General features: G+C 72.6%; 19 protein-coding genes, 3 tRNA genes and 1 other RNA gene. 12 read left to right on the forward strand and 11 right to left on the reverse strand.

Going from position 1 to position 24094, the window contains the following annotated elements; translation table 11 throughout:
- Positions 1 to 14 precede the first annotated feature (14 nt).
- Positions 15 to 87 (forward strand) — tRNA-Gly (locus tag ACFYW9_RS31165).
- A 196-nt stretch (positions 88 to 283) separates the two neighbouring features.
- Here ACFYW9_RS31165 and ACFYW9_RS31170 read toward each other — a convergent pair.
- The 6 genes from ACFYW9_RS31170 to ffs form a co-directional block, all read right to left on the reverse strand.
- Complete coding sequence (locus tag ACFYW9_RS31170) at positions 284 to 1183, reverse strand: phosphoribosylaminoimidazolesuccinocarboxamide synthase (protein WP_326786878.1); 900 nt, start codon at positions 1181 to 1183, stop codon at positions 284 to 286.
- Between the two features lie 133 nt (positions 1184 to 1316).
- Positions 1317 to 2843, reverse strand: a complete 1527-nt coding sequence (locus ACFYW9_RS31175; protein WP_389157343.1) for a N,N-dimethylformamidase beta subunit family domain-containing protein — start codon at positions 2841 to 2843, stop codon at positions 1317 to 1319.
- Positions 2844 to 3064: 221 nt separating this feature from the next.
- Positions 3065 to 4903 carry a hypothetical protein gene (locus tag ACFYW9_RS31180; RefSeq protein ID WP_389157389.1) on the reverse strand — a complete coding sequence of 613 codons (1839 nt, stop codon included), beginning with the start codon at positions 4901 to 4903 and terminating at the stop codon, positions 3065 to 3067.
- A 366-nt stretch (positions 4904 to 5269) separates the two neighbouring features.
- Positions 5270 to 6523, reverse strand: a complete 1254-nt coding sequence (purD, locus tag ACFYW9_RS31185) for a phosphoribosylamine--glycine ligase (protein ID WP_389157347.1) — start codon at positions 6521 to 6523, stop codon at positions 5270 to 5272.
- Positions 6524 to 7014: 491 nt separating this feature from the next.
- Positions 7015 to 9291 (reverse strand): DNA polymerase III subunit gamma and tau, encoded by a 2277-nt coding sequence (locus ACFYW9_RS31190; RefSeq protein ID WP_389157350.1) that lies wholly within the window; start codon positions 9289 to 9291, stop codon positions 7015 to 7017.
- Between the two features lie 129 nt (positions 9292 to 9420).
- Positions 9421 to 9519, reverse strand: an RNA gene (ffs, locus tag ACFYW9_RS31195) — signal recognition particle sRNA small type.
- A gap of 72 nt (positions 9520 to 9591) precedes the next feature.
- Between ffs and ACFYW9_RS31200 the strand changes: the two genes are divergently transcribed.
- Positions 9592 to 9679 (forward strand) — tRNA-Ser (locus ACFYW9_RS31200).
- Between the two features lie 93 nt (positions 9680 to 9772).
- Here ACFYW9_RS31200 and ACFYW9_RS31205 read toward each other — a convergent pair.
- From ACFYW9_RS31205 to ACFYW9_RS31220, 4 genes are all read right to left on the reverse strand, one after another.
- Positions 9773 to 11689, reverse strand: a complete 1917-nt coding sequence (locus ACFYW9_RS31205) for a copper resistance protein CopC (RefSeq protein ID WP_389157353.1) — start codon at positions 11687 to 11689, stop codon at positions 9773 to 9775.
- Positions 11690 to 11752: 63 nt separating this feature from the next.
- Positions 11753 to 12385 carry a GNAT family N-acetyltransferase gene (locus tag ACFYW9_RS31210; protein WP_389157357.1) on the reverse strand — a complete coding sequence of 211 codons (633 nt, stop codon included), beginning with the start codon at positions 12383 to 12385 and terminating at the stop codon, positions 11753 to 11755.
- A complete protein-coding gene (locus ACFYW9_RS31215) occupies positions 12375 to 14450 on the reverse strand; it encodes a penicillin acylase family protein (RefSeq protein WP_389157360.1) in 2076 nt (691 codons plus the stop codon). The genes ACFYW9_RS31210 and ACFYW9_RS31215 overlap by 11 nt, the downstream gene beginning before the upstream one ends.
- A 385-nt stretch (positions 14451 to 14835) precedes the next feature.
- The gene (locus ACFYW9_RS31220; protein WP_389157363.1) at positions 14836 to 16476 is read right to left on the reverse strand and encodes a helicase HerA-like domain-containing protein; all 1641 of its coding nucleotides are present in this window, start codon (positions 16474 to 16476) and stop codon (positions 14836 to 14838) included.
- A gap of 105 nt (positions 16477 to 16581) precedes the next feature.
- Between ACFYW9_RS31220 and ACFYW9_RS31225 the strand changes: the two genes are divergently transcribed.
- On the forward strand, positions 16582 to 16878 hold the full coding sequence (locus tag ACFYW9_RS31225; RefSeq protein ID WP_003999914.1) for a type II toxin-antitoxin system VapB family antitoxin: 297 nt from the start codon (positions 16582 to 16584) through the stop codon (positions 16876 to 16878).
- Between the two features lie 114 nt (positions 16879 to 16992).
- A complete protein-coding gene (locus ACFYW9_RS31230) occupies positions 16993 to 17619 on the forward strand; it encodes a LytR C-terminal domain-containing protein (RefSeq protein ID WP_389157392.1) in 627 nt (208 codons plus the stop codon).
- A 155-nt stretch (positions 17620 to 17774) separates the two neighbouring features.
- Here the strand turns inward: ACFYW9_RS31230 and upp are convergent, their stop codons facing one another.
- On the reverse strand, positions 17775 to 18410 hold the full coding sequence (gene upp / locus ACFYW9_RS31235) for a uracil phosphoribosyltransferase (protein WP_389157366.1): 636 nt from the start codon (positions 18408 to 18410) through the stop codon (positions 17775 to 17777).
- A gap of 138 nt (positions 18411 to 18548) precedes the next feature.
- Here upp and ACFYW9_RS31240 point away from each other — a divergent pair, with 138 nt between their 5' ends.
- The 8 genes from ACFYW9_RS31240 to ACFYW9_RS31275 all read left to right on the forward strand — a co-directional run bounded on the left by ACFYW9_RS31240 (position 18549) and on the right by ACFYW9_RS31275 (position 23949).
- Positions 18549 to 18731, forward strand: a complete 183-nt coding sequence (locus tag ACFYW9_RS31240) for a hypothetical protein (protein WP_326786866.1) — start codon at positions 18549 to 18551, stop codon at positions 18729 to 18731.
- Between the two features lie 756 nt (positions 18732 to 19487).
- Positions 19488 to 20024 carry a hypothetical protein gene (locus ACFYW9_RS31245; protein ID WP_351875559.1) on the forward strand — a complete coding sequence of 179 codons (537 nt, stop codon included), beginning with the start codon at positions 19488 to 19490 and terminating at the stop codon, positions 20022 to 20024.
- Positions 20025 to 20303: 279 nt separating this feature from the next.
- On the forward strand, positions 20304 to 20735 hold the full coding sequence (gene tadA, locus ACFYW9_RS31250) for a tRNA adenosine(34) deaminase TadA (RefSeq protein WP_389157395.1): 432 nt from the start codon (positions 20304 to 20306) through the stop codon (positions 20733 to 20735).
- 56 nt (positions 20736 to 20791) lie between these two features.
- Positions 20792 to 20876 (forward strand) — tRNA-Ser (locus ACFYW9_RS31255).
- 221 nt (positions 20877 to 21097) lie between these two features.
- Complete coding sequence (locus tag ACFYW9_RS31260; RefSeq protein ID WP_351875528.1) at positions 21098 to 21577, forward strand: hypothetical protein; 480 nt, start codon at positions 21098 to 21100, stop codon at positions 21575 to 21577.
- A gap of 613 nt (positions 21578 to 22190) precedes the next feature.
- A complete protein-coding gene (locus ACFYW9_RS31265) occupies positions 22191 to 22370 on the forward strand; it encodes a hypothetical protein (protein ID WP_103554760.1) in 180 nt (59 codons plus the stop codon).
- Between the two features lie 127 nt (positions 22371 to 22497).
- Positions 22498 to 22791 carry a Dabb family protein gene (locus ACFYW9_RS31270; RefSeq protein ID WP_351875534.1) on the forward strand — a complete coding sequence of 98 codons (294 nt, stop codon included), beginning with the start codon at positions 22498 to 22500 and terminating at the stop codon, positions 22789 to 22791.
- Between the two features lie 210 nt (positions 22792 to 23001).
- The gene (locus ACFYW9_RS31275; protein ID WP_389157398.1) at positions 23002 to 23949 is read left to right on the forward strand and encodes a SigB/SigF/SigG family RNA polymerase sigma factor; all 948 of its coding nucleotides are present in this window, start codon (positions 23002 to 23004) and stop codon (positions 23947 to 23949) included.
- The last annotated feature ends 145 nt before the right edge of the window (positions 23950 to 24094 follow it).

The following is a 24094-nucleotide window of genomic DNA, read 5'->3' on the forward strand; positions in this document are numbered from 1 at the left end:
GCACCACGGCGCACGCGGACGTAGCTCAGTTGGTAGAGCGCAACCTTGCCAAGGTTGAGGTCGCCAGTTCGAACCTGGTCGTCCGCTCAAGAAAGAAGCCCCCGACTTCGGTCGGGGGCTTCTTCGTGTGCGCGGGCCCTTTTCGCGTGCGGGTCTCTTCGCGTGCGGGCCTCTTCGTGTGCGCGGGGGTTTCTTCGGGTCCGCCGCCCTGGGCGGGAGGGCCACGCGCCGTCCGGCCCGGGTGGCCGACGGGCCCGGCCGGCGGCCGGGCCCGTGGACGGGGTCAGGACCAGCTGACGCCCGTCAGACGCTCGTACGCCTCGATGTACTTGGCGCGGGTGGCCTCCACGACGTGCTCGGGCAGAGCGGGCGGCGGCTGCTCGCTCCTGCGGTCCCAGCCCGACTCCGCGGAGGTCAGCCAGTCGCGGACGTACTGCTTGTCGAAGGACGGCTGCGCGTGGCCCGGCTCCCACGCGTCGGCGGGCCAGAAGCGCGAGGAGTCCGGGGTCAGCACCTCGTCGGCGAGGACGAGCGTCTCGCCCTCGTAGCCGAACTCGAACTTGGTGTCCGCGAGGATGATGCCCCGGTCGCGGGCGATGTCGCGGGCGCGGCCGTAGATGGCGAGGGTCGCCTGGCGCAGCTCGGCGGCGGTGTCGGCGCCGACCTGACGCGCGACCTCCTCGTACGAGACGTTCTCGTCGTGCTCGCCGACCGCGGCCTTGGTGGCCGGGGTGAAGATCGGCGCGGGGAGCTCCGAGCCGTCGACGAGGCCCTCGGGGAGCGCGAGACCGCAGACCGTGCGGGTCTCGTTGTACTCGACGAGGCCCGAGCCGGTCAGATAGCCGCGGGCCACGCATTCGACCGGAGCCATCCGCAGGGACTTGCAGATCAGGGTGCGGCCGGCCCAGTCGGCCGGGGCGCCCGGCGGGAGTTCGGTGCTCAGCACGTGGTTGGGCGCCAGTTCGGAGAGCTGGTCGAACCACCACAGGGAGAGCCGGGTGAGGGTGCGTCCCTTGTCGGGGATCTCGGTGGGCAGCACCCAGTCGTAGGCGGAGATGCGGTCGCTGGCGACCATCACGAGGTCGCCCGCCTCGTTCTGGTACAGATCGCGCACCTTGCCGGTGTGCAGATGTACCAGACCCGGCACCTGAAGGGGCTCGGGCTTTTCGACGAATCCGGACACGGTTCCTCCCCGTGGTTCTGTACAAGTGACTCGATTCTCCCGTACGGGACGAGCGGCCGCGGACGGGGGGCGGGCCGGGCGGGTGCGGGCGCCCGTGGCAGGGGGTGCGTCACGGCCGCCCCGCGGGGCTTTCTCAGTCGTGTTTGCAGATGCGGTCGAGGAGATTGGCGGTCGCCCGCTGGATACGGGGGTCCACGTGGCCGGGGCGGTCGAGGGCCGGGGACCACGCGAACGTCCCGGACGCGAAGACCAGGGCGCCGGAGGGGGCGCGGTAGAGCGAGGTCTCCTGATGGCGCAGGACGCCCTCGCTGTCCGGGTACGGGGAGTGCGCCAGCAGGATCCGGTCCTGGTGCTCCGGCAGTGCGGTGCGCGGGAAGTAACGGTCCGCCTCGCCCGCGACCATGCCCTCCACCCCGTCGCCGTCGTGCGCCCCGGTCGCCTCCCACAGCCAGTGGTCGGCGTTGCGGACGATCAGGGGGGACGGCTCGGGGACGCGCCCCGCGTACTGGATGCCGATGAGCTGCTGCTCCGGGCGGTCGATCTCGCGCCACAGGACGGGCTTGCCGGGGCCCCGGCGTTTCCGGCAGGTCAGCAGCCGGTCGGCGACACCCGACGGGGACCGCCCCAGCTCCACCTGCCAGTACATGGTGTTGGCGGAGAGGAAGACGAGCGAGGTGCCGTGCTCGCGGGCGAGTTCCGTGGTCCGGCGCATCTGCGGCGACCAGTACTCGTCGTGGCCCGGGAAGACCAGGCCCCGGTAGCGGGTGGGGTCGACGCGGCCGGCGTGCAGGTCGCGGGCGTCGGCGTAGGCGAGGTCGTAGCCGTAGCGCTCGGCCCAGCGGATGAAGTCGTAGGCGTGGCCGACGTGGAGGGGCAGGCCCGCGCCCGCGTACGGGCGGTCGAAGGAGACGGTCGTCGCGGCGTCGGCCTCGCCGAGGAGCCGGCCGCTCTCGTCCCACGCGTGGTACAGGCTGGCGCCGGTGTGCCCGTCCTCCGGGTACAGGTTGTACGCCTGCCAGGTGATGTCCGGGAGCAGGAGGAGCAGGTCGGCCGTCTGGTGGTTGCGGACGGTGAAGGGGACGTGCGAGCGGTAGCCGTCGAGGGTGGTCAGGACGGCGACGTAGGCGCCGACGTTCCAGTAGGACGGGATCTGCAGGCGCCAGGACAGCCACCAGTGGTGGCAGGAGACCGTGCGGTCGGCGGTGAGCGGCGGCGGCTGGACGATCCCGGAGAGCCGGGGGCTCGTGGTGATCTTGCTGGCGCCGTCGCCGCCGTAGTGGCCGATGCGGTAGATGTCGACGCTGAACTCCTGCGGCGGGTCGACCGTCACGTGGAAGTCGATGGACTCGCCGGGAGCGGTGGCGCCCGTGCTGGTGAAGCCCTTGATCTGACGGTGGACGTCGTCGGCGGAGCGCGGGCCTCCGGGACCGGTGCGCGCACGGGTGCGGGAGGTGGACCGCGGCGCCGGGATCCGGGAGGCGGCCGTCTGCTGCGACGGCTGGGGCGCGTCGGTGTCCACGTACCAGGGGACGACGTGGCCGGTGTCGTCGAAATAGGTCTCGCTGCCGCGGAGCCAGGGAACGGGTCCCAGGCCGAAGGGATCCGTGACGGCGTGCGCGAGTGCTCCCGACTCCCAGCGGCGGATCTGCTCCGATCCCATGCCCGCACCCCTCCTTCGTGCCCCCGTCGTACTGGCAAGCCCTTGCGCCGTGCTCGATCGGTCCCAGCACATCACATTACGCACGCAGTCCGTCACCGTTCGTCGCGAATTGGCGTGAGTGGAACGGGCCGCTCCGGCTGGGCCGGGGCGCCTGCGAACGGTGGGGTGTGTACACGGCCGGGGACACGAACAGTGGGGGGCGGCCGCCGGAGGGGCCGTCGTCAGACCAGCCGGACCGGTTTCTCGGGACGGACGCCCAGATGGCGCAGCCAGTCCCGCAGGGGCGTGGGGTCCCCCGTCTCTATGAGGGTGAGGACGCGGGGGCCGATGTCGGCCGCCCGTTCACCGCCGACGAGCAGGGACGGGCCGTCCAGCCAGTCGAGTCCGGGAACCGCCCCGGCGGTGTCCATCGCGGCGCAGCAGACCATCGCCGTGACATGGTCGGCCAGCAGCTCGCGACCGGTCCTGGGCGGCTGGAGGGGGAACAGCGGAAGCATCCGGTCGTCCCACAGGTCGTGGTCGGAGCCCTGCTGCCCGGCGCTCCCGGCGGGCCGGTGCTTCGCCGGGGCGGACGCCTCCTCACGGGCCAGTTCGGCGGTGAGCCGGGCCGCGAGGGCCGCCGAGCGCTCGTTCCCCACGGCGAGGTCGGGGTCGTCGCTCTCGGCGATGCCCATCTCCCCGTACGCCTCCGTCCGGTGCTCGGCGAGGACGGCCGCGGGAGCCGCGTCCGGCGCGGGCGTGGCCCCCGCCGCCACGGACAGGTGGTCGAGCACGCGGGCCAGGGTCGGTCCGTCCGCCTCGGGCAGCGCGGGGTCGGCGGGGTGGCGGACACCGAGCGCGTCCAGGACCCGGTGGAGCCGGGCCGCGTCGGTGCGCCACGCGCGGTCGACGACCTCGTCCGGGTAGTCCTGCCAGTCGACCGGCGCCCAGTCGGGGCCGGCCTCGGCGGGACCGCCGTGGAAGAGCCGGGCGGCGAGCAGCGAAGCGGCCTCGTCCACCGTGCCGGGCTCTTCGAGCAGGTCGCAGGCGGGACGCTCGCCGAGACGGGAGGTGAAGCCCTCGGCGAGGCGGTCGCGGCGGGACAGCTCGGTCAGGGCCGCGACGACGCCCACGTCCAGCCGGGAGGGCCAGCGGCCCATCCGCCAGGCGGGCAGCGCGACCCGGGTCAGCAGACGGTCCCAGCCCGCGTACGCCAGGCCCACCTGTTCCTGGGCGACGATCCGCACGCCGTAGTCCACAGCCTGTGCGCGCTCGGCCGACGCGGCCGCCACGGCCCGCTCCATCTCGGCCGCGTGCCCCCGACAGCCGCGCAGCAGGAGCCGGGTGACCCAGCCGACTCCGGCCAGGACCGTGCGGGACAGCGGACCGCGGCCGGGCGCCGAGGCCACGGCCACCGCCGCGTCCAGGCCTCGGACGAAGCGGCGGGCCGCGGCTATGTCCGGGTGCGCCGAGGGGCCCGTACCGGCGACCACGGGGGCGAGGACCGCCCGCAGCTCGCCGACCCGCATCCACCACAGGAACGGGGAGCCGATGACGAGGACGGGGGCGGCGGTGACCCGGGCGGCGCGGGCCGTCAGCGTGGTCACCGGGCCGTTTCCGGCCGGGCCGCGGCGCGGGCCGTCCGGCTCGTCCCCTCCGCCCGGGAAGAACCGGCCGAGGGCCCGGTGGGTGCGGTCCTCCAGCCAGCTGTCGCAGTCCGGGGTGAGCGCTATCGCCGAGGGGGCCGGGACGTCGAGACGGTCGGCCAGGTCACGGACCATGCGGTAGAGGTCGGGGGCCGATTCCTCGGAGATCGGGACCGTGGGGCTCGTCGCGGGCCGGGCACGGGCCACGACGAGCGCGATGCCCGCCGCCGCGAGAAGGACGAGAGCGGCGAACACCGTCACGATCCCTCCCGCGATCCCCCAGGGCTTGCCGGTGATGCGGCCGGTGTATCCACCGGCCAGCAGCACGACGGCCACGGCCGCGGGCAGCAGGGCGACGGCCAGCGCCCTGCTGCGGATGCGCAGCACAGCGAGAGCCCGGGAGCGCGCTGCCTGCGCGCCCGCCTCCACACCCATACCGGTCACGACCGGACGTCACCCCCTCTTGTCCGCCGGGCCCCGGCCCTGTCGCTGCCGGTGCCGACGGATGCCCTGGCGTTGGTCACTCCCCCACTGTGGCACCCGCCGCCGACATCGCAATGCCGGTGGGCCAAGTGCCGGAATGCCTTCGCCGCACCCTAGTTGGGGCCCCGGCCCTCGTCAGCCGGATACGGCATCGGTCACCCGATGGAATGGCTCTGGGGAAAGGTGGATGACGGCAGACCCCGGACGGGCTTCCGGTTCCGTACAGAAACCCGCAGGTGGAAGGGCCTGGACGCAACAAGACAAAGCCCCGGATTCCGTACGGAGTCCGGGGCCCGGTGCTGCTATGGGGACCGTGGGCTATGCCTCGGCGGCCGCCTTGGCCGCGATGTCCGTGCGGTGCTGCGAACCGTCCAGACCGATGCGGGCGACAGCCGTGTAGGCGCGCTCGCGGGCCTCGGTGAGGCCGGATCCGATCGCTGTGACGGACAGCACACGGCCGCCCGCGCTCACCACCGCGCCGCCCTCGTGCCGGGTGCCGGCGTGCAGGACGTACGCGTGCGGGGCGTCCTCGGCGGCCACCTCGTCGAGTCCGGTGACCGGGTCGCCGGTGCGCGGGGTGTCGGGGTAGTTGTACGAGGCCACGACCACGGTGACCGCGGCCTGGTCGCTCCAGCGCAGCGGTTCCAGATCGGCGAGGGTGCCGTTCGCGGACGCCAGCAGGACACCGGCGAGCGGGGTCCGCAGCCGGGCGAGGACCACCTGGGTCTCGGGGTCGCCGAAGCGGGCGTTGAACTCGATGACCCGCACACCACGGCTGGTGATCGCCAGACCGGCGTACAGGAGTCCGGAGAACGGGGTGCCGCGGCGGCGCATCTCGTCGACGGTCGGCTGGAGGACGGTCTCCATGACCTCCTCGACGAGCTTCGGGTCCGCCCAGGGCAGCGGCGAGTACGCGCCCATGCCGCCGGTGTTCGGGCCCTCGTCGCCGTCCAGGGCGCGCTTGAAGTCCTGGGCGGGCTGGAGCGGGACGACGGTCGTGCCGTCGGTGATCGCGAAGAGGGAGACCTCGGGACCGTCGAGGAACTCCTCGATCACGACACGGTCGCAGGCGTCGGCGTGCGCCCGCGCCGCTTCGAGGTCGTCGGTCACGACGACGCCCTTGCCGGCCGCCAGTCCGTCGTCCTTCACGACGTAGGGCGCTCCGAACGCGTCGAGCGCCTCCTCGACCTCCTCGGGCGTCACGCAGACGTAGGAGCGTGCCGTGGGGACGCCGGCACCCGCCATCACGTCCTTCGCGAACGCCTTGGAGCCCTCCAGCTGCGCGGCCTCCCCGGAGGGGCCGAAGCAGGGGATGCCCGCCGCGCGCACGGCGTCGGCGACACCGGCGACGAGCGGGGCCTCCGGGCCCACGACCACCAGTTCGGCGCCGAGCCGTGTGGCCAGCGCGGCCACGGCCGCGCCGTCGAGGGCGTCGACCGCGTGCAGTTCCGCCACCTCCGCGATCCCGGCGTTCCCGGGAGCGCAGTACAGGGCGGTGACGTCGGGGTCGAGGGACAGGGAGCGGCACAGGGCGTGTTCGCGGGCGCCACCACCGATGACAAGGACCTTCACGGGGTCAGCCTATCCGCCGCACGCGGGTGCCCTTGTAGGGGCTTCCGAAGCGACGGGGGCACAGCCCTGGTGCGATCCTCCAGGAAACGGGGTCCCGACGCACCGAGGAGTGCCGTCCCGGCATGGGGCGGGGCGGGTTCTCCGGGCGGGCGCGGTGCGGCCCCGCGGCGCCGGGCGGACGACGTCCAGGGCCCGCGCGGCGACGTCTCACGGCACCGGACGAACGGCGCCCGGACCCGACCAAATAACGCCCGCCGCACCGGGCGGACCTCGTTCAGGGCCGGGCGATGGCATCCCCCGCGTCGAGCGAACGGCGCCCGGACCCGGAAACCGCCTGGTGCCGCCGCCGCACCGGGCGGACGGGACGGGCGGCGTTCAAGGCCCGGCCGGTGACGCCGGTGACGCCCCGGGCACGGGGTGGGCGGCGTCCGGGGACCGGCCGGTGGCGCACCGCGCAAAAAGCGGGCGGCGGGCGGGGCGCCGTCCGCCTCTCACTCGTTCGAGAACTCCTCGACCACCGTCGCGCCGAGTTCGCGGACGATCAGTTCGTGGCCCGAGAGGGCGGACTCGTCCAGGTCGGGGTCGTCGTCCTCGGGGGTGTCGTCCTCCGGGGCGACCGGCGGCGGCTCGTAGGCCGGGGCCGGAGCGGGCGCCGACATGCCCTGGGGCTGGGGACGGCCGGCGGACGGGCCGGACTGCGGGGCCGCGGGCCCGGGGGCCGGGGCGGACGGCTGCTGGGGCGCGGGCCGCTGGCCGGCCGGAGCTCCGCCGTACCCACCGCCACCGCCGTAGCCGCCACCACCACCGCCGAACCCGCCGCCCGCCGGTGCGGGCGGCGGTGCCGAGCCGCCCGAGGCGTCCACGATCGCCTCGACCTTCCACTGCACGTTGAACTGCTCCGCGAGAGCCTGCCGCAGCACCTCCTCGCTGCCGCTGCTCGCGAAGTTGTCCCGGGCCCCCGCGTTGACGAAGCCGATCTGCAGGGTCGTGCCGTCGAAGGCCGTGACCTGCGCGTTCTGGCTGAGCAGGATCCAGGTGAACCGGCGGCGGTTCTTCACCGCCTCCAGGATGTTCGGCCACAGCATGCGGGGGTCGAGACCGCCCGCGGCCGGAGCGGCCGCCTGGGGCGCCCCCGGCGCGGCGGAGGGCGGTCCGGCGGGTGCGGTGGAGGGCGTCGGCGCCGACTGGGCCGGAGGGCGGCCGCCGCCCGCCGGGGTCGCCGTGGGCCAGCCGCCGGGGCGCCGACCGCTGCCGGCCGCCGTGGCGGTGGGCCAGGCGCCGGGCGCGGCCCCCGTGGGGGCCGCGGCCGGGGCCGCGGGCTGCTCGGGCGCCACAGGCGCCGCCGGGGGCGCGGACGCCGGTGCCGGGGCCGTGAAGGACGCGGCGGGCGCCACAGGCACGGCGCCGGCGTTCTCCCCGCCGCCCCCTTGCCCTGCACCCTGCCCTGTGGCCGGTCCCGTCCCCCGGGCCGCGGCACGGGCCGCCGCCAGGCCTCCCCCGGGGGAGACCGGGGGAGCCGCGGGCCCGGCCGACGGGACGGGCACCGCGCCGTGCGCCTCGGGTCCGGGCACGTAGCCCATGGCGGGAGCGGCTCCGCCGCCGGAGAAGTTCACCCCGCGCTCGATACGGTCGAGGCGGGCCATGACGGACCGCTCGTCCCGGTAGGCGGCGGGGAGCAGGACGCGGGCGCAGATGAGTTCGAGCTGGAGGCGCGGCGAGGTGGCCCCGCGCATTTCCGTCAGCCCTTCGTTGACGAGGTCGGCGGCGCGGCTCAGCTCCGCGGCGCCGAAGACCCCGGCCTGCGCCTGCATGCGCTCCACCACGTCGACCGGGGCGTCGATGAGCCCCTTCTCCACCGCGTCCGGGACGGCCGCCAGGATCACCAGGTCCCGCAGCCGCTCCAGCAGGTCGGCGACGAACCGCCGCGGGTCGTTGCCGCCCTCGATGACGGTGTCCACGACTTCGAAGGCGGCGGCGCCGTCCCCGGACGCGAACGCCTCGACGACGGCGTCCAGCAGGGAGGCGTCCGTGTACCCGAGCAGCGAGGTCGCCATGGTGTACGTCACACCGTCGTCGGCGGCGCCCGCCAGCAGCTGGTCCATCACGGACATGGAGTCACGCACGGACCCCGCCCCCGCCCGTACGACGAGGGGCAGCACGCCGTCCGCGACGGGAATCCCCTCCTGGGCGCAGACCTCGCCCAGGTACTCGCGCAGGGTGCCCGGCGGCACCAGCCGGAACGGGTAGTGGTGGGTCCGCGAGCGGATCGTCCCGATGACCTTCTCGGGCTCGGTGGTGGCGAAGATGAACTTGAGGTGCTCCGGGGGCTCCTCGACGACCTTCAGCAGCGCGTTGAAGCCGGCCGGCGTGACCATGTGGGCCTCGTCGATGATGTAGATCTTGTAACGGCTGCTCGCGGGCCCGAAGAAGGCCTTTTCCCGCAGGTCACGGGCGTCGTCCACACCACCGTGCGAAGCGGCGTCGATCTCGATGACGTCGATCGAGCCCCGGCCGCTGCGGGCGAGGTCCTGACAGGACTGGCACACACCGCACGGAGTGGGGGTGGGGCCCTGCTCGCAGTTCAGACAGCGGGCCAGGATGCGCGCGCTCGTCGTCTTGCCGCACCCGCGCGGACCGCTGAACAGGTACGCGTGATTGACCCGGTTGTTCCGCAGCGCCTGCGACAACGGGTCGGTGACATGCTCCTGCCCGATGACCTCGGCGAACGACTCCGGGCGATAACGGCGGTACAGCGCGAGAGACGACACGTCTACGAGGTTATAGGCGCCCGCTGACATCAAGGACCGCCCCGAGCGCATCCCGGGCGCGACCCGGCGGCATCCGGTCCCCGGCCCGGGCGCACACGGCTCGACGGCCGTCCGGGCGACCGCCCCGGAAACGCAAGCGCCCCCCACGCACCCGCCAGAGCCGACCTACCCTTGCTGCCTTCCGGCCCTGGGGGAGTTCAGTCAGATAGCGCCACGTGAGGGGCTCCGCAAAGAGTACAGGATCCCCGGGGCGGGGAACGAGTTCGCGAGCACTCCTCAACGTCTTGTATTGTTTGCCCCGGAGGATTCGCCTAGTGGCCTAGGGCGCACGCTTGGAAAGCGTGTTGGGGGCAACCCCTCACGAGTTCGAATCTCGTATCCTCCGCCAGTGCCTCACCGGGCACTAACGTCGAAGGGCCCCGCTGCTTGCAGCGGGGCCCTTCGACGTTGTCCGGCCCCGTCGGGCCCGCGCCCGTCGGACTCAGTCGATCGTCACCTTCTTCGAGACGGTGATCTCGTCGATGTCGCTGGTGCGGACGGTGACCTTCATGGTCCAGGTGCCGGGGAGCGGGAGGGTGAGGCCGTCGGAGGTCCAGTAGCCGCCCTTGTCGGTGATCTCCGCGTCGATCGGGCCGACCTTCTGTGCTTCCTGGGTGAAGGTCAGGCGCACCTCGGGGACGGTCACGAGGCCGCCGTCGGGGCCGAAGACCACGACCTGCACGGAGTTCTCGCCGACCTGGCCGGGCGTGAGCTCGATCTGGACCTTGCCGTGGCCGCCCGGGGTGCCGACGTCGAAGGGCACCAGGGTCGTCCTGGAGGTCACCCGGCGCACGGCCGCGACCGCGTCGGCGCTCTCCGTGGCGGCGCGGCCCGGCTGGGTACCGGTCAGCATCGTCGTGATCACCAGCACCAGGATGCCGACGGTGACCTCGGCGAGCACCGAGCGGCGCAGGCCCCGGTGATACCCGGTGTTCCCGGGCCCGTCCTTCGCTCCGTCTCCCGCCGACCCGTCCGAGGCCGCTTCCCCGGCCTCGGGCACCTCCGCCGCCGGCTCGTCTCCCGTCGTGGCCTTCCGGCCGTCCGTGTCCTCCCCGTCCGCGGGCTCCTCGCGTACGTCCCCGGAGACGGCGCCCCCGGACGCCCCTGCCGCCACCGGGACCGCGACGCGGCCGGCCGGGACGGTGGCGGGGGCCCGCGTCGTCGCCAGCCGGGCCGTCCAGCGCCGTGAGAACGCGGCTCCCGCCAGGAGCAGCGCCACCAGGACGACCTTCACGACCAGGAGCCTGCCGTACGAGGTCGAGGTCAGGGCGTCCCAGGAGCCGAGGCCGCGCCAGGACTGGTAGACGCCGGTGACCGCGAGGACCGCGACCGAGGTGAGGGCGAGCCGGGAGAACCGGGTGACGACGGCCGGGGGGACCGGCTCGGCGGGACGGTGGAGCGCGGCCAGCAGGGCGGCCAGACCCCCGAGCCACACCGCCATGGCGAGCAGGTGCAGCACGGAGGAGACCATCGCCGCGGGGACCTGGATCCCGGCGGAGGCGTGCTCGGCGGCGGCCCAGGTGACCGCCAGGGCCAGGGAGAACAGCGCACCGAGCACGAGGACACCACGGCCGGCCCCCCGGCCCCGTACCGGCACCCTCGGGGGCACGAAGGCCACGGCGGCGAGCAGCGCCAGCCGCGCCACCAGCACGATGCCGGGCCGGCCCGCCAGGGTGTCACTGAGGCTCTCCGGGTCGAAGACCCCGGACGGGCCGGTGCCGCGTTCGTAGGGGCCGCGCAGCAGGAGGAGCGCCAGCGTGGAGCCGAGCAGGATCCACCAGCCGGTCACCAGGAGACGCCGTACGGACCCCGGGAAGCCGCAGACGAGCACGAACGTGACCGCGCCGATCAACAGGGCGAGTCCCGTGTACGTGGCGTGGCGGGCGATGTCGTAGAGGGCGGAGGAGGCGGGATCACCGGCGGTGGGCGGCAGCGGCGCGCGGGTCGCGGACGGCTTGCCGATGGAGAACGTGAAGGCGCCGGAGACGGGGTGGCTGTCCGCGGAGACGACCCGCCAGGCAACGGTGTACGTGCCGTTGCCGAGGCCGCGCGGCAGGGTGACGCCGGCGGTGTCGGCACGGCCGTCCGCGTGCTCCGGTTCCCCGGTGCGCACGCGCCGGTTCTCCGGGTCGAGCACGCGGAAGGAGTCGTCGAACAGGCCGATCGACTCACTGAACGTCAGCGTCACCTGGCGGGGCGCCGACTTCAGCACGCTGCCCTCCTGCGGGTCGGTGCCCGTCAGCGCCGCGTGGGCGGACGCTCCGTTCACACCGCCGAAGAGCACCAGGACCAGGACACCGCCCAGCAGGGCCAGGGCCCTGACGCCGATCCGCCGTTCTCGCTGCCGGCTCTCGTTCACACGCCGTCTCCGTATCCGCATGTCCAGAGTCTCGGTCATGTACGGATACGGGCCGCGTCCGGCTCACCTCGGTGCCGTCGGACCCTTCTCGAAGACCTCGCGCGTCAGGAAGGCGAGCCGGGCGTGCTTCTCGGGCAGACGGACCTCGGGCAGGTCGATCCCGGGGAGCACGATGTCCCCGGCGGGCACGAAGCCCTGCCGGGTCAGCCGCTCGATCGCCTTGGCGTTGCGGGCGTCGGGTTCGACCACGGCCCGCTCCCGGCCGAGGCCGGTCAGCGCGTACGCCAGGAACGCCGACAGCAGCGTGGACGACCAGCCCGGCCGCTCGCCGGCGCCGGGTGCGGGAGGCCCGATGAGCAGGTGGACCCCGATGTCGCCGGGCCGGACCTCGTAGCACTCGGAGACCCGGTCGGCCTCGGGCTCGTAGGTCTGGAACAGCGCGGCCGGTACGCCGTCCTTGACGGTGAGGAAGGCGTGGTGGGTGTCGAGCGAGTCGAGGTGCAGATAGGTCTCCAGCACCTGCTGCTTCGAGAACCCGGTCATCCCCCAGTACGCGGCCCGCTCCTCGGTGACCCAGCCGTGCAGCACGTCGAGGTCGGCGCGCGGGTCCACGGGCAGCACGCGGACCGTGCCGAAGCCCTCGACGCGCTGCTCGTGAACGGCCTCGCGGGTGCCTGCGTACGTCTCAGTCGTCATCGCTCTCCTTGGTCAGCTTGTTCCAGTCGGTGGTCACCGGGACGAGATCCCCCCTGAGCCACAAGGGGAGTTGATCGCGGTGGTGGGCCGTGCCGGGGACGCCGTCGGCTCCGAACGGAACCACCCAGAGGCTGTCGTCCCGGTCGGCGAGGTCCCAGACGTAGCGGGCGGCGGGTCCGCGGGCGCTCAGGTCGGTCAGTCCGGGGAGCGACGAGGTGGACAGGACGCAGTCGTTGTCGCCGGACAGGGCCGGTTCGTCGTACGCGGTGCCGGGGAGCGCCCGCCAGGGGGCGAGGCGATGGGTGTCGCCCCAGGTCCGGGGCGCGGGCCCGGCGACCGCTTCCTCGACGGCCGCTTCCTCGACGGCCGCCCGGATCACGGCGTCGCGGTCGATGCCGTACGGCTCCCCTGCCGTCAGCAGGTTCTCCAGGGCGAAGGCGACGCGCGGGGTGAGCGCGAGCCAGGGCAGGAAGACGGCCGGGCGGGCGGGCGGTTCGGCCAGGACGGCGAGGGCCGGGTGCGCCACGAGCCGTCGTACGACCGCGTCGCGCACCCGCGCGTACGTCGCGGCCGCGACGCTGCCGGCGTCCATGTGCCGGTTCCAGCGCAGGAGCCGGTCCCGGACGCCGGCCGCCGCGCCGGAGAGTTCCAGCGTGGCCAGCGGGTCCAGCAGGGCGGCCGCGGAGGCGAGGTGCGTGTCCATGTGGACGGCCGGCATGTCCGCCGCCGACAACGCCTCGCCCGTGTCGAGCAGCCGGCGGATGCGGTCGGCGCGGTGCGGCGGCGCGAACTCGACGCCGAGCGGGGCCGCGGGGCCGCGCTGGTTGGCCATCACGGCGAGTCCGTCCTCGACCGGGCCGTACGGCATCTCGTGCCAGCCGGTCCACTCGTGGCCGGCCTCCCACGCGGGCACCACCCGGGTGCGGTTGGCCGTGGCGCGCACCGGGACCCGGCCCGCGACACGGTGCAGCAACCCGCCCTCCGTGTCGGCGGCCTGCACGACGTTCACCGGCTCCGCCCAGGCGTCGAAGGCCCGGTCCACGTCGGCGACCCGGCGGGCCCGCAGCAGCGGCAGGAGCGCGCCGAATCCGAGGTCCGCCGTCACGCGGGGCGGGTAGCGCAGGCTGATGGACTCCTCGGCGCCGACGCCCCCGATCACCACGGGCCCGCGCGCCGTCTCGATCACCTCGACGTCGACGGGTTCGCCGCCGGCCACCTCCACCCGCTCCGTGTGCCGTGCCGCGGGCCGCCAGGCACCGTCGGGGTCGAGTGCCTCGACGGCCCCGCCGTCGACGCGTCGCAGCCGCTCCCGGTAGAGGTCCTGGTAGTCGGCCATCGCGTTGGTGATCGCCCAGGCGACGGTTCCGGTGTGGGCGAAGTGGGCGATGCCCGGGACACCGGGGACGGCGATGCCGACGACGTCGAACTCCGGGCAGGAGAGGCGGATCTGCTGGTAGACGCCGGGGTCCTCGATGAAGCGGTGCGGGTCACCGGCGATCACCGCCTGCCCGGTGGCGGTGCGCTCGCCGCTCACGAGCCATCCGTTGCTCCCCGCCGTGCCGGGCCCGTCCATGGCGAACAGGCCGACCGCGTCCGCGCCCAGCCGCCGTACGACCTCCTCGCGCCACAGCTTGGCGGGGAAACCGGCGAAGAGGATGTGGATACCGAGCCAGACGCCCAGCGGGCTCCAGGGCTCCCAGCGCCCCGGAACGAGCCCGCTCGCCGCGAACTCGGGTGCTCTCGCGGCCCCTTCGGCCAGCCCCGCGTTGACTCCGTCGACGTACGCGACGACCCACGCGGCGGTCTCGGGGTCGCGTTCCTCCAGGGACGCGAAGCAGCGTCGCGCGGTGTCGTCGAGCCGCGCCTGCCGGGCGAAACGGTCCCAGCCCGCGGACTCCTCGCCGAGGAACGCGGCCGAGGTGCCCTGGGAGCGGTGCCGGTCGACCTCGAGCTGCCAGGCGCGGTCCCGGGCGGTGACCCGGCCCTGGGCGTGGGCGAGTTCCAGGGCGCTGCCGGCGCGCAGGTGCGGGATGCCCCAGGTGTCACGGTAGATCTCGGCGTTCACGGTCCATCCCCAGTCGCGTCAGGTTAGGCTAACCTAATTTAATCTTCGGGATCGTACGTCCGGGACGAGGACCCGGTGAAGCCGGGTGGCCACGACGACCGCGCCGAAGTGACCCGCCACCGCGCGCGGGATCATCAAGTAACCCGGGTCCGGGGAACCGGCGCCCCCACCGTCCCCGGCACGGGTGCCCGCCCCCCAACCGTCTTTCGCCCTCGCCGCCCCTGCCCTCCCGCCCCTGGAGCTCCGCCCCGGACCCCGCTCCTCGAACGCCGGAGGGGCTGGAGTTCTCCCCGGCGTTCTCCCCGGCCGGGACGGGAAAGCGGATTCGCGCCCGCAGCCCGCACCCCGGACGGCCGCCCGCCGACCGAACCCCTCCTGCGCCCCTCTAGCGCCGCTTGCGCGCCGTTCCGAAGACCGACCGGGTGATCTCCCGCCCGATCTGCGTACCCACCGACCGCGCCAGAGACTTGAACAGCCCGCTTCCGACGACCTGCTCGACCACGGAGGGCTCCTCCTCGGGCCGGCTCCGGCCGCCGGAGTGCCCGGCCTCGCGCCCCGCTCCGGTCCCTCCTCGCGGCCGCGATGAGGGCGGGGGAGACGCGGGCGCCTCGGAGTCAGGCGACCCCGTCAGCTTCTCGTACGCCGACTCCCGGTCCACCGCCTGCGCGTACCGCCCGTACAGCGGCGACTCCCGCACCGCCCGGTCCAGCGCGCCCGCCTCCACCGGACCCATCAGCGAGCGCGGCGCGCGCAGCCGGGTCGCCGCGACGGGTGTCGGAGCGCCCCTCTCGCTCAGCACGGTGACCACGGCTTCACCGGTGCCCAGGCCCATGAGGACCTCTTCGAGGTCGTACGGGGAGTCGGGGAACGTCTTCACTGTGGCCTTCAGCGCCTTCTGGTCGTCCGGTGTGAAGGCGCGCAGCGCGTGCTGGACGCGGTTGCCGAGCTGGGCGAGGACATCCGCGGGGACGTCCTTCGGCGTCTGCGTCACGAAGAAGACGCCGACTCCTTTCGAGCGAATGAGCCGGACCGTCTGCGTGATCGAGTCCAGGAACGCCTTCGACGCGTCGCTGAAGAGCAGATGGGCCTCGTCGAAGAAGAAGACGAGCTTCGGCCTGTCGGCGTCGCCGACCTCCGGGAGGTCGTGGAAGAGATCGGCGAGCAGCCACATCAGGAACGTCGAGAAGAGCTGTGGCTTCTCCTGCACGGCGGGCAGTTCGAGGACCGACACCACGCCCCGGCCGTCCGGCGCCAGACGCGTCAGCTCGCTCGTGTCGAACTCCGGTTCCCCGAAGAAGGGGCTCATGCCCTGCGCCTCGAAGGCCGTGAGCGAGCGCAGGATGACACCCGCCGTGGCCGTGGAGAGACCGCCGATCGCCTTCAGTTCCCGCTTGCCCTCGTCCGAGGTCAGAAAGGCGACGACCGCGCGCAGGTCCTTGAGGTCGACCAGTTCCAGGCCCTTCTGGTCGGCGTAGTGGAAGATCAGGCCGAGCGACTGCTCCTGGGTCCGGTTGAGCTGGAGCACCTTCGACAGCAGCACCGGTCCGAAGGCGGTGACCGTGGCGCGTACGGGAATGCCGTGGCCGAGACCGCCGAGCGCGTAGAACTCCGCCGGACAGCCGCCCGGTGTCCATTCCTGGCCGACCTCCCGGGCACGCTCCCGGACCTTCGTCCCGGGTTCCCCCGGCGCCGAGATCCCGGAGACGTCACCCTTGATGTCGGCGAGGAAGACGGGGACCCCCTGCGCCGCGAGCTGCTCGGCGATGAGCTGGAGCGTCTTGGTCTTGCCGGTGCCGGTGGCGCCCGCCACCAGGCCGTGCCGGTTGAGCATCGGCAGCGGGACGCGGATCTGCGCGTCGGGCAGGCACGACCCGTCCCAGAGCAGCGCGCCGAGTTCGAGGGCGGGACCCGCGAAGGCGTAACCGGCCGCGATCTCCAGCGCCTCCCGCGGGAGCGCGGGGGCACCGGCGGCCCGCTCGGGAGCGGTCCCGGTGGCAGCCGACGACACGGTCTCGCCGTCACTCATATCAGACCCCTGTTCCCGTTTTGCAAGGATTTGCGACATCTTTTCCAGCGTCGCACTCCGCCTCCATGGCTGCGCCCGGAAGGTCTTGACCGGTAGGCTTTCCGTGTGATCTTCAAGCGCATCGGAAACGGCCGGCCGTACCCCGACCACGGCCGGGAAAGCACCCGGCAGTGGGCGGACGTCGCGCCGCGCCCGGTCCGCCTCGATCAGCTCGTGACGACGAAGGGCCAGCTGGACCTGGAGACCCTCCTCGCCGAGGACTCCACCTTCTACGGCGACCTCTTCGCCCACGTCGTCAAGTGGCAGGGCGATCTGTACCTGGAGGACGGCCTGCACCGCGCCGTCCGCGCCGCGCTCCAGCAGCGCCAGGTGCTGCACGCGCGCGTTCTCGAACTGGACTAATGGCCACGGCTTGACCCCAATGGGTTGAACTGAACGCCGGGCAATGATCATCTAGTAGGCATTGGCGCCCCGGCGCACTACGCTGCGCCCATGAGCATGCTTACTCCCCCTGGCATGGGTGGCCAGTATCGGATCACGGGGGACAAGTACCCGCGGATGCGACGCCCCCGCGGGCGTCGCAAGTTCGTGTTCGTGAGCATCACCTCCGTCACCGTTCTCGGGTTGATCGGGTGGGGGTCGCTGCAGCTCATCGACATCTACACGGGCGGCGGCAAGGCCACGGCTGCGGACACCAAGGCGGACTGCGCCTCCAAGGTCACGCCGGAGGCGAAGGCGGCCGCGGCCGTCGCGGCCTCTCTGCCGAAACCCGGCCAGATCACCGTGAACGTCCTCAACGCGACGCCCCGCAGCGGTCTCGCCAAGCAGACGGCGGACGAGCTGAAGAAGCGCGGCTTCAAGATCGGCGACGTGGGCAACGCGACGGCCGCGTACGACAAGAAGGTCACGGGCGCCGGACTGCTGCTCGGCGCCAAGGCCGCCGACCGGGCCGCGCTGCCCGTCCTCAACACCCAGCTCTCCGGTGCCCAGCTGAAGACCGACGGCCGCACCCAGGCCACGACGGTCGACCTGATCATCGGCACCGGCTTCAAGGCGCTGACGAAGAAGGAGGACGCCGACAAGGCGCTGACCGTCCTGACCCAGCCCGAGCCGGCGCCGGCCACCTCGAAGAAGCACTGCTGACTCCGGGACCGGTCCCGGAGACCGCTCTCCGGGACCAGGGCCTGAGAACAGTCACCGGCTCCGGAGCCGCGGTCGTACGAGAGCCGCCGGCTCCGTAGCCGCGGTCCGGGAAGAACCGCCGGTCACGGTGGGGCGCCGCCCCCGGCGCCGCGGAGTTACTCGGCGGCCCCGTACATCCGGTCACCCGCGTCGCCGAGGCCCGGAACGATGTAGCCGTGCTCGTTCAGGCGCTCGTCGACCGAGGCCGTGACCACGGTGACCGGGGTGCCCGCCAGCTCGCGCTCCATCAGCTCGACGCCCTCGGGGGCGGCGAGGAGGACCACGGCGGTGACGTCGTCGGCGCCGCGCTTGATCAGCTCCTGGATCGCGGCGACGAGCGTGCCGCCGGTGGCCAGCATCGGGTCCAGGACGTACACCTGCCGGGCGGAGAGGTCGTCCGGCATCCGGGTGGCGTACGTGGAGGCCTGGAGCGTCTCCTCGTCGCGCACCATGCCCAGGAAGCCCACCTCGGCGGTCGGCAGCAGCCGGACCATGCCGTTGAGCATGCCGAGGCCCGCGCGCAGGATCGGCACGACGAGCGGGCGCGGGTAGGAGAGCTTGACGCCCGTGGTCGGGGAGACCGGCGTCACGATGTCGACCTGCTCCGTGCGCACGTCGCGGGTGGCCTCGTAGGCGAGCAGGGTGACCAGCTCGTCGGCCAGCCGCCGGAAGGTCGCGGAGTCGGTGCGCTGGTCGCGCAGGGTGGTGAGCTTATGGGCGACCAGGGGGTGGTCGACGACGTGAAGACGCATGTCCACAACAGTAGCGGGGCCGACGGCGCCCGCCACTGACCCGCCCGGCAAGGCCCGCCTCCCGGCATCACCCGTCCGCTGGCATCAAACCATCCATCGGAGGGAAGGTGGGAGGGACGGACCTGGGGTGGTGTGCCAATGCGGAACCAGCAAGAGGAGTCGTCCGAACGGCTGGAGACCGACGCCGAACGCAGGAGGCGGCGGGCCCAGTTCCTGCGGGACCTGGCCGAGGCGCGCGAGCTGCGCGACCGGGTCCAGCCCCGCCGCGCCAAGACCGCCCGCCTGCGCCACGCGATGCGTATGCGCACCTTCCGCTGGTGACGGACGCCCGCCGACTCACACGCCCGGCTTCGGACGGCCGGCCCCGGCCCGCGCCACACGGCCGGACGGCCCCCGTCCCCCGGCCCCTGCGTCAACCTGCCGCCCCGTCCCTCCCTTCGCACGCCACATCCGTCCGGACGCCCCCGGCCCGTCGCACGCCACACCCGCCGGAGGGTCCCGCCCCCTGCGCCACACCGCCGGACGGCAGCCTCCAGGTCCGCCGGAGCGCCCCCCGCCACAGCTCTCGCCGTGCCGAACCGGCGCCGCGTCCGCAGGGGCCGGCCGGCCCACCCCTGGAGAGGTCCGAACCGGGCCCGCCGCGGCCCCGGCCGACACGCCCACGAAGGAATGCGGCGGCGCGCCACCACACGACAGCCGCCACCACGCCCTCGGGAAAGCCGCACCGCCGCCGGTGGCACGCCCGCCGCGACAAGGGAACGCGCCCGCACGACGGCGGGGGCGCGCCGGGGCGGAACCGTCCGCCCGGCCGCCCGGAAGCCGGGCCGCACCCGTGTGACGGGGGGCCGTGTGGCCGACGTGTCGGGCAGGGAGGTGCCTACAGGGTGCGGGCAGCCGCGTACGATCCGCTGTTAGCGATCAAAAGAGGCGGACACAGCAGGCCGAAGATGTCCCCTGAACGCTGTCTTTCTGCCACGATTCCGAGTGGGCGGGACTCGGAGCAGCAGCACTCCTCGCCCACAGCCTCCGCCGGGGGGAACCCCAACCGGCACACCTATGACCAGTGGGAGAGTCACGGTGTACTTCGCCGCACTGCTCGCGCGCACCGAAGACGGGTGGGAAGCGAGCGATACAGAGCTCGACGATGTGGAAACCCTGTCGGATCTGACCGATCTGGCCCGTGAAGTCTCGGACGAGGACACGGTGCTCGTGCTCATCGAGCAGGAGGACGCGTGGTTCGGCGTCGTCCGCGTGGACGGCGAGGAGGATCCGCGTATCTACGTCTCGGACGCCGCCGCGGCCGCCCGCAGTTCGTACGGCGAGATCCTGCTCACGGACGAACTACTAGGACGGGATCCGGGCGACGACGCCGACCTGGACTCCCTCGATCTGGACGGCACGGAGGACGGTGAACCAGGGGACTCCGAGGACGACGAGGAGGACCAGGGGAGCGTGTCCGGCGATGCCGTCTCGCACAGCCCCGTCGGGGACCGCTACATCCTCGCGGACCTCGGGGTGAGCGAGAAGGAACTGCTGGCCCTGGACGAAGGCGACGCGCTCGGCACGATCGCCGAGGCCCTGGGAGCGGCAGAGGTCCTGGAGACCGTCCGCTAGGACGTGTCCCGGGACCTCCGGAAACGGTGGGCCCGTCCCCCGCGCCCGCGATCCCGTCCCCCGCACCGGCGAACCGGCCCGATCCACCGGGCCGGTTCTTCGCCTGCCGTCCGCCCCTCACCGTCTCCGCGGCGGTGGGACGGCGGGACCGCGGGGCGGCGCCCCGGCCCCCGGCCCCTTCCGCCGGACCCGGCGGGATTCCGCTAGGTTCCCCGGGTGAGCACCCCGCGTCAGGTACCCCCGCCGCCCGATCCCGTACGTGACCGGTGGCGGGCCCCGATGCGGCTCGCTCTGGACGAGGCACGGCTGGCCGTTCGGGGCGGGGACGTTCCCGTGGGTGCCGTCGTGCTGTCCCCGGACGGTACGACCGTGCTGGCGACCGGGCACAACGAACGCGAGGCGACCGGCGACCCGACGGCGCACGCCGAGGTCCTCGCGCTGCGCCGGGCCGCGGCGAGGCTCGGCGAGTGGCGGCTGTCCGGGTGCACGCTCGTCGTCACCCTGGAGCCCTGCACGATGTGCGCGGGCGCGCTCGTCCAGTCCCGTGTCGAACGGGTGGTGTACGGCGCCCGCGACGAGAAGGCGGGCGCGACCGGCTCCGTCTGGGACGTCGTCCGCGACCGGCGGCTCAACCACCGGCCCGAGGTGATCGAGGGCGTACTCGCCGACGCCTGCGCCGCACTGCTGACCGACTTCTTCCGCGACCGCTGACCGGGCCGCCGAAACGGATTTCAGACCACGGCCCACCTTGGGGTAGGGTCTCCCTCGGTAGCGTGTCCGAGCGGCCGAAGGAGCTCGCCTCGAAAGCGAGTGTGGCGCAAGTCACCGAGGGTTCAAATCCCTCCGCTACCGCAGATCGAAGGGTCCGGCTCAATGAGCCGGGCCCTTCGTGCGTCCCCTCCGTCTCCGTTGCCGTCCCAGTCCTTCGACGGTGACCCGGCAGTCGTGATCGCGGCACTGGAAGCGTCTGGCTTTTGGCACTGAGATGCCAGGCGTGAGATGCCTCGAAGCAGGGTGACGCGCCATGCAGTCGGGTAAGGCGCTTTCCAGGACGGCACACCTTGGGGGGCGCGATGAGTGCGGAATCGGTGACCGCTGCGGCAGCTACCTTGATCGCGTTGGGGTCGCTCTACGTGTCCATGGTCCAGTCGAGACTGAACGTGATCCACAACAAGCACTCGGTGCGTCCCCTTCTCCAGCAGCGACAGATCAAGGACGGCGTGGCTCGCCAATCGGGGATCGAACTGATCAATGCCGGACTTGGACCGGCCATCGTCACCCGCACGCAGGTCTACCTCGATGGCGAGCACATCGGAACGTGGACCCGGTCGGTCTTCGACCGCGTCCTGGGTCAGACGCGAGACGGTGTGCAGAAGTACGGACTGCCCGGCGGAACCGTGATCCTGGCGGGGCAGAGCGTTTTCCTGCTGCGGCTCGCCCCCTTCGACCGCGACCAGGACTCCGACTTCGGCGATCTGGTTCTGCAACGCCTCCGGATCGAGATCCACTACGAGTCTCTCTACGGCGGCGAAGACTACGTCGTGCACTCCTAGCCGTGGAGGCGGGATGCGGAGACGAGCCACACGTCCGACCGTTTGATTCGAGGCCTGCCCCGTCTCGGTTTCCGTCTCGGTTTCCGTCTCGGTTTCCGTCTCGTTCAGCCCCGTCCAGCGCCGTCCACAGCGGTCCGCGCGATGGGCGAGTGCACGAATGCGAACCTGGCCGCTGAGGGGCCTCGTCGAAAGACGGGGCCCTTCGCGCGTTCCGGGGCCGGGGCTCCGTACGGGCCGCGACGCCAAGGAGCCCCAGCGCCGCTCGGCCGCCGGGGCTTCCCTGTACCCGGAAGGGTTCTCCGCTCCCACGAAGGAGGGGGAAGGGGCGCAATCGGGGGCGCCCTCTTCCCCCACGGAAGGACCCGCAAGTCCACGCCGCCGTCTTGGGGGAAAGTCGGGCGGCGAGAACCCCGCAGTGGGGTCCCTCCGGGCCCCGTGGACTCCTGACGGTTCCTGCCGGGGCTCCCTTCCATCCTGGACCGCGGGAGCGCCGCTCAGGCCCAGCAAAGGACCTCTACCAGCGGGCCGTTGGTCCTTAAGCGCGGCGTGAAGGTTACACTCACCGCCGGCAGCAGGGGGCCGACGGGCGCAGGAAGTCACAGGGGAGGCCGCCATGGCGGTGAATTCGAAGAAGATCGCCATCTATGTGCTCGTGGTCTTCGTGCTCTACGTGATCATCACGGATCCGGCCAAGGCCGCCGACTACGTACAGATAGCGTTCGAGGGCATATCGAACGCCGCTGGGGCGATAGGCGACTTCATGACCTGGATCGCCGACGGAGCGAAGAACTGACGTCGGGCGGCGACGCCGGCGCGGCGGACGTTCCGCGCGCCCGGCACCGGGCAGGCATGACGGAGCGACGCGCGTCCCGGCAGGGGCGCGGCCGAGCGAAGAACCATCTCATCACCAGGGAGTGCCCGTGATCCGCCATCTGGTCCTCTTCAAGCTCAACGACGGTGTCCGGCGCGACGAACCCCGCGTCGTCGAGGGCGTCGCCGCCTTCCGCGCACTCGGCGAGCTCGTCCCCGAGCTGCGGTTCTGGGAGTGCGAGTGGAACATCAGCGACCGGCCCGTCGCGTACGACTTCGCGATCAACTCCGCCGTCGAGGACGCCGACGCCCTCAAGCGTTACCTGGAGCACCCGGCCCACGTGGCCGGTGTCGCACTCTGGCGGGAGTTCGCCACCTGGGTGATCGCCGACTACCCGTTCTGACCCTTTTTGATCGCACACTCTTGCCGAGCCCTTGACCGCAACCGGTCAGGGGTTTTCGACGTCTTGAAACCCAACTCACCTGCAAATCACCTCCAACACGGCGTTATGCGGTGCTTGCACACAGTGCACATGTCTTGTGATGCTATGACCGCTTTTGACGGATGAGTTGACGGATACGTCGACGGATCGTTGACGAACGAAGAGGTGGCGTTGACCGTGTCGGCCAGTACTGCGCCGCCCCAGGAGGAAGCCCCGGCCACGGCCCGGGCGACGGCCCTCGCCTCCACCCCGCCGTCACCCCCGGGACCGGCCACGGCGCAGACCACGGCACCCGACGCCGCAGCGAGCCTCACACCCGGCCCCCCGCCCGTCCAGGAGGTCACCCAGGAGCGGCGCCGCGGTGCCGACACCCGGGCCCTCACGCAGGTGCTCTTCGGCGAACTCAAGGTGCTGGAGCCGGGCACCTCCGAGCACAACCGGGTCCGCGGCGCCCTGATCGAGGCGAACCTGCCGCTCGTCCGGTACGCGGCGGCCCGCTTCCGCTCCCGCAACGAGCCGATGGAGGACGTGGTCCAGGTCGGCACCATCGGCCTGATCAACGCCATCGACCGCTTCGACCCGGACCGGGGCGTGCAGTTCCCGACCTTCGCGATGCCGACGGTCGTCGGCGAGATCAAGCGGTACTTCCGTGACAACGTTCGCACGGTCCACGTACCGCGCCGGCTGCACGAGCTGTGGGTGCAGGTGAACAGCGCGACCGAGGACCTGACGACCGCCTTCGGGCGCTCGCCCACCACCGCGGAGATCGCCGAACGGCTGCGCATCACCGAGGAGGAGGTGCTCTCCTGCATCGAGGCCGGACGGTCGTACCACGCGACCTCCCTCGAAGCGGCCCAGGAGGGCGACGGACTGCCGGGGCTGCTCGACCGGCTCGGGTACGAGGACCCCGCGCTCGACGGAGTCGAACACCGTGACCTCGTGAGGCATCTGCTCGTACAACTGCCCGAACGCGAGCAGCGGATCCTGCTCCTCCGCTACTACAGCAACCTCACCCAGTCACAGATCAGCGCCGAGCTGGGTGTTTCCCAGATGCACGTGTCAAGGCTCCTCGCCCGCAGCTTCGCGCGACTTCGGTCCGCAAACAGGATCGAGGCGTAACCGAAAAGAGCTAATCGCTCAAGACCGGTTTTTATGTCAGTTCAGCGCTGAATCACCGTCAGACCCCCTTTTTCCAGGGCTGATCCACCTTCTACATGTCGACAAGTCTCTACAGCGTGTTGCCGACATGTGACATTCTTCCGGG

The organism is Streptomyces sp. NPDC002698, assembly GCF_042888945.1.
Lineage (GTDB): Bacteria > Actinomycetota > Actinomycetes > Streptomycetales > Streptomycetaceae > Streptomyces.

Excerpts from the sequence above, each read along its gene's own strand:
- ACFYW9_RS31175 (WP_389157343.1), bottom strand. The coding sequence starts at position 2,843 with ATGGGATCGGAGCAGATCCGCCGCTGGGAGTCGGGAGCACTCGCGCAC.
- ACFYW9_RS31180 (WP_389157389.1), bottom strand. The coding sequence starts at position 4,903 with ATGGGTGTGGAGGCGGGCGCGCAGGCAGCGCGCTCCCGGGCTCTCGCT.
- ACFYW9_RS31210 (WP_389157357.1), bottom strand. The coding sequence starts at position 12,385 with ATGACGACTGAGACGTACGCAGGCACCCGCGAGGCCGTTCACGAGCAG.
- ACFYW9_RS31220 (WP_389157363.1), bottom strand. The coding sequence starts at position 16,476 with ATGAGTGACGGCGAGACCGTGTCGTCGGCTGCCACCGGGACCGCTCCC.
- ACFYW9_RS31230 (WP_389157392.1), top strand. The coding sequence starts at position 16,993 with ATGGGTGGCCAGTATCGGATCACGGGGGACAAGTACCCGCGGATGCGA.
- upp (WP_389157366.1), bottom strand. The coding sequence starts at position 18,410 with ATGCGTCTTCACGTCGTCGACCACCCCCTGGTCGCCCATAAGCTCACC.
- ACFYW9_RS31240 (WP_326786866.1), top strand. The coding sequence starts at position 18,549 with ATGCGGAACCAGCAAGAGGAGTCGTCCGAACGGCTGGAGACCGACGCC.
- tadA (WP_389157395.1), top strand. The coding sequence starts at position 20,304 with ATGCGGCTCGCTCTGGACGAGGCACGGCTGGCCGTTCGGGGCGGGGAC.
- ACFYW9_RS31260 (WP_351875528.1), top strand. The coding sequence starts at position 21,098 with ATGAGTGCGGAATCGGTGACCGCTGCGGCAGCTACCTTGATCGCGTTG.
- ACFYW9_RS31265 (WP_103554760.1), top strand. The coding sequence starts at position 22,191 with ATGGCGGTGAATTCGAAGAAGATCGCCATCTATGTGCTCGTGGTCTTC.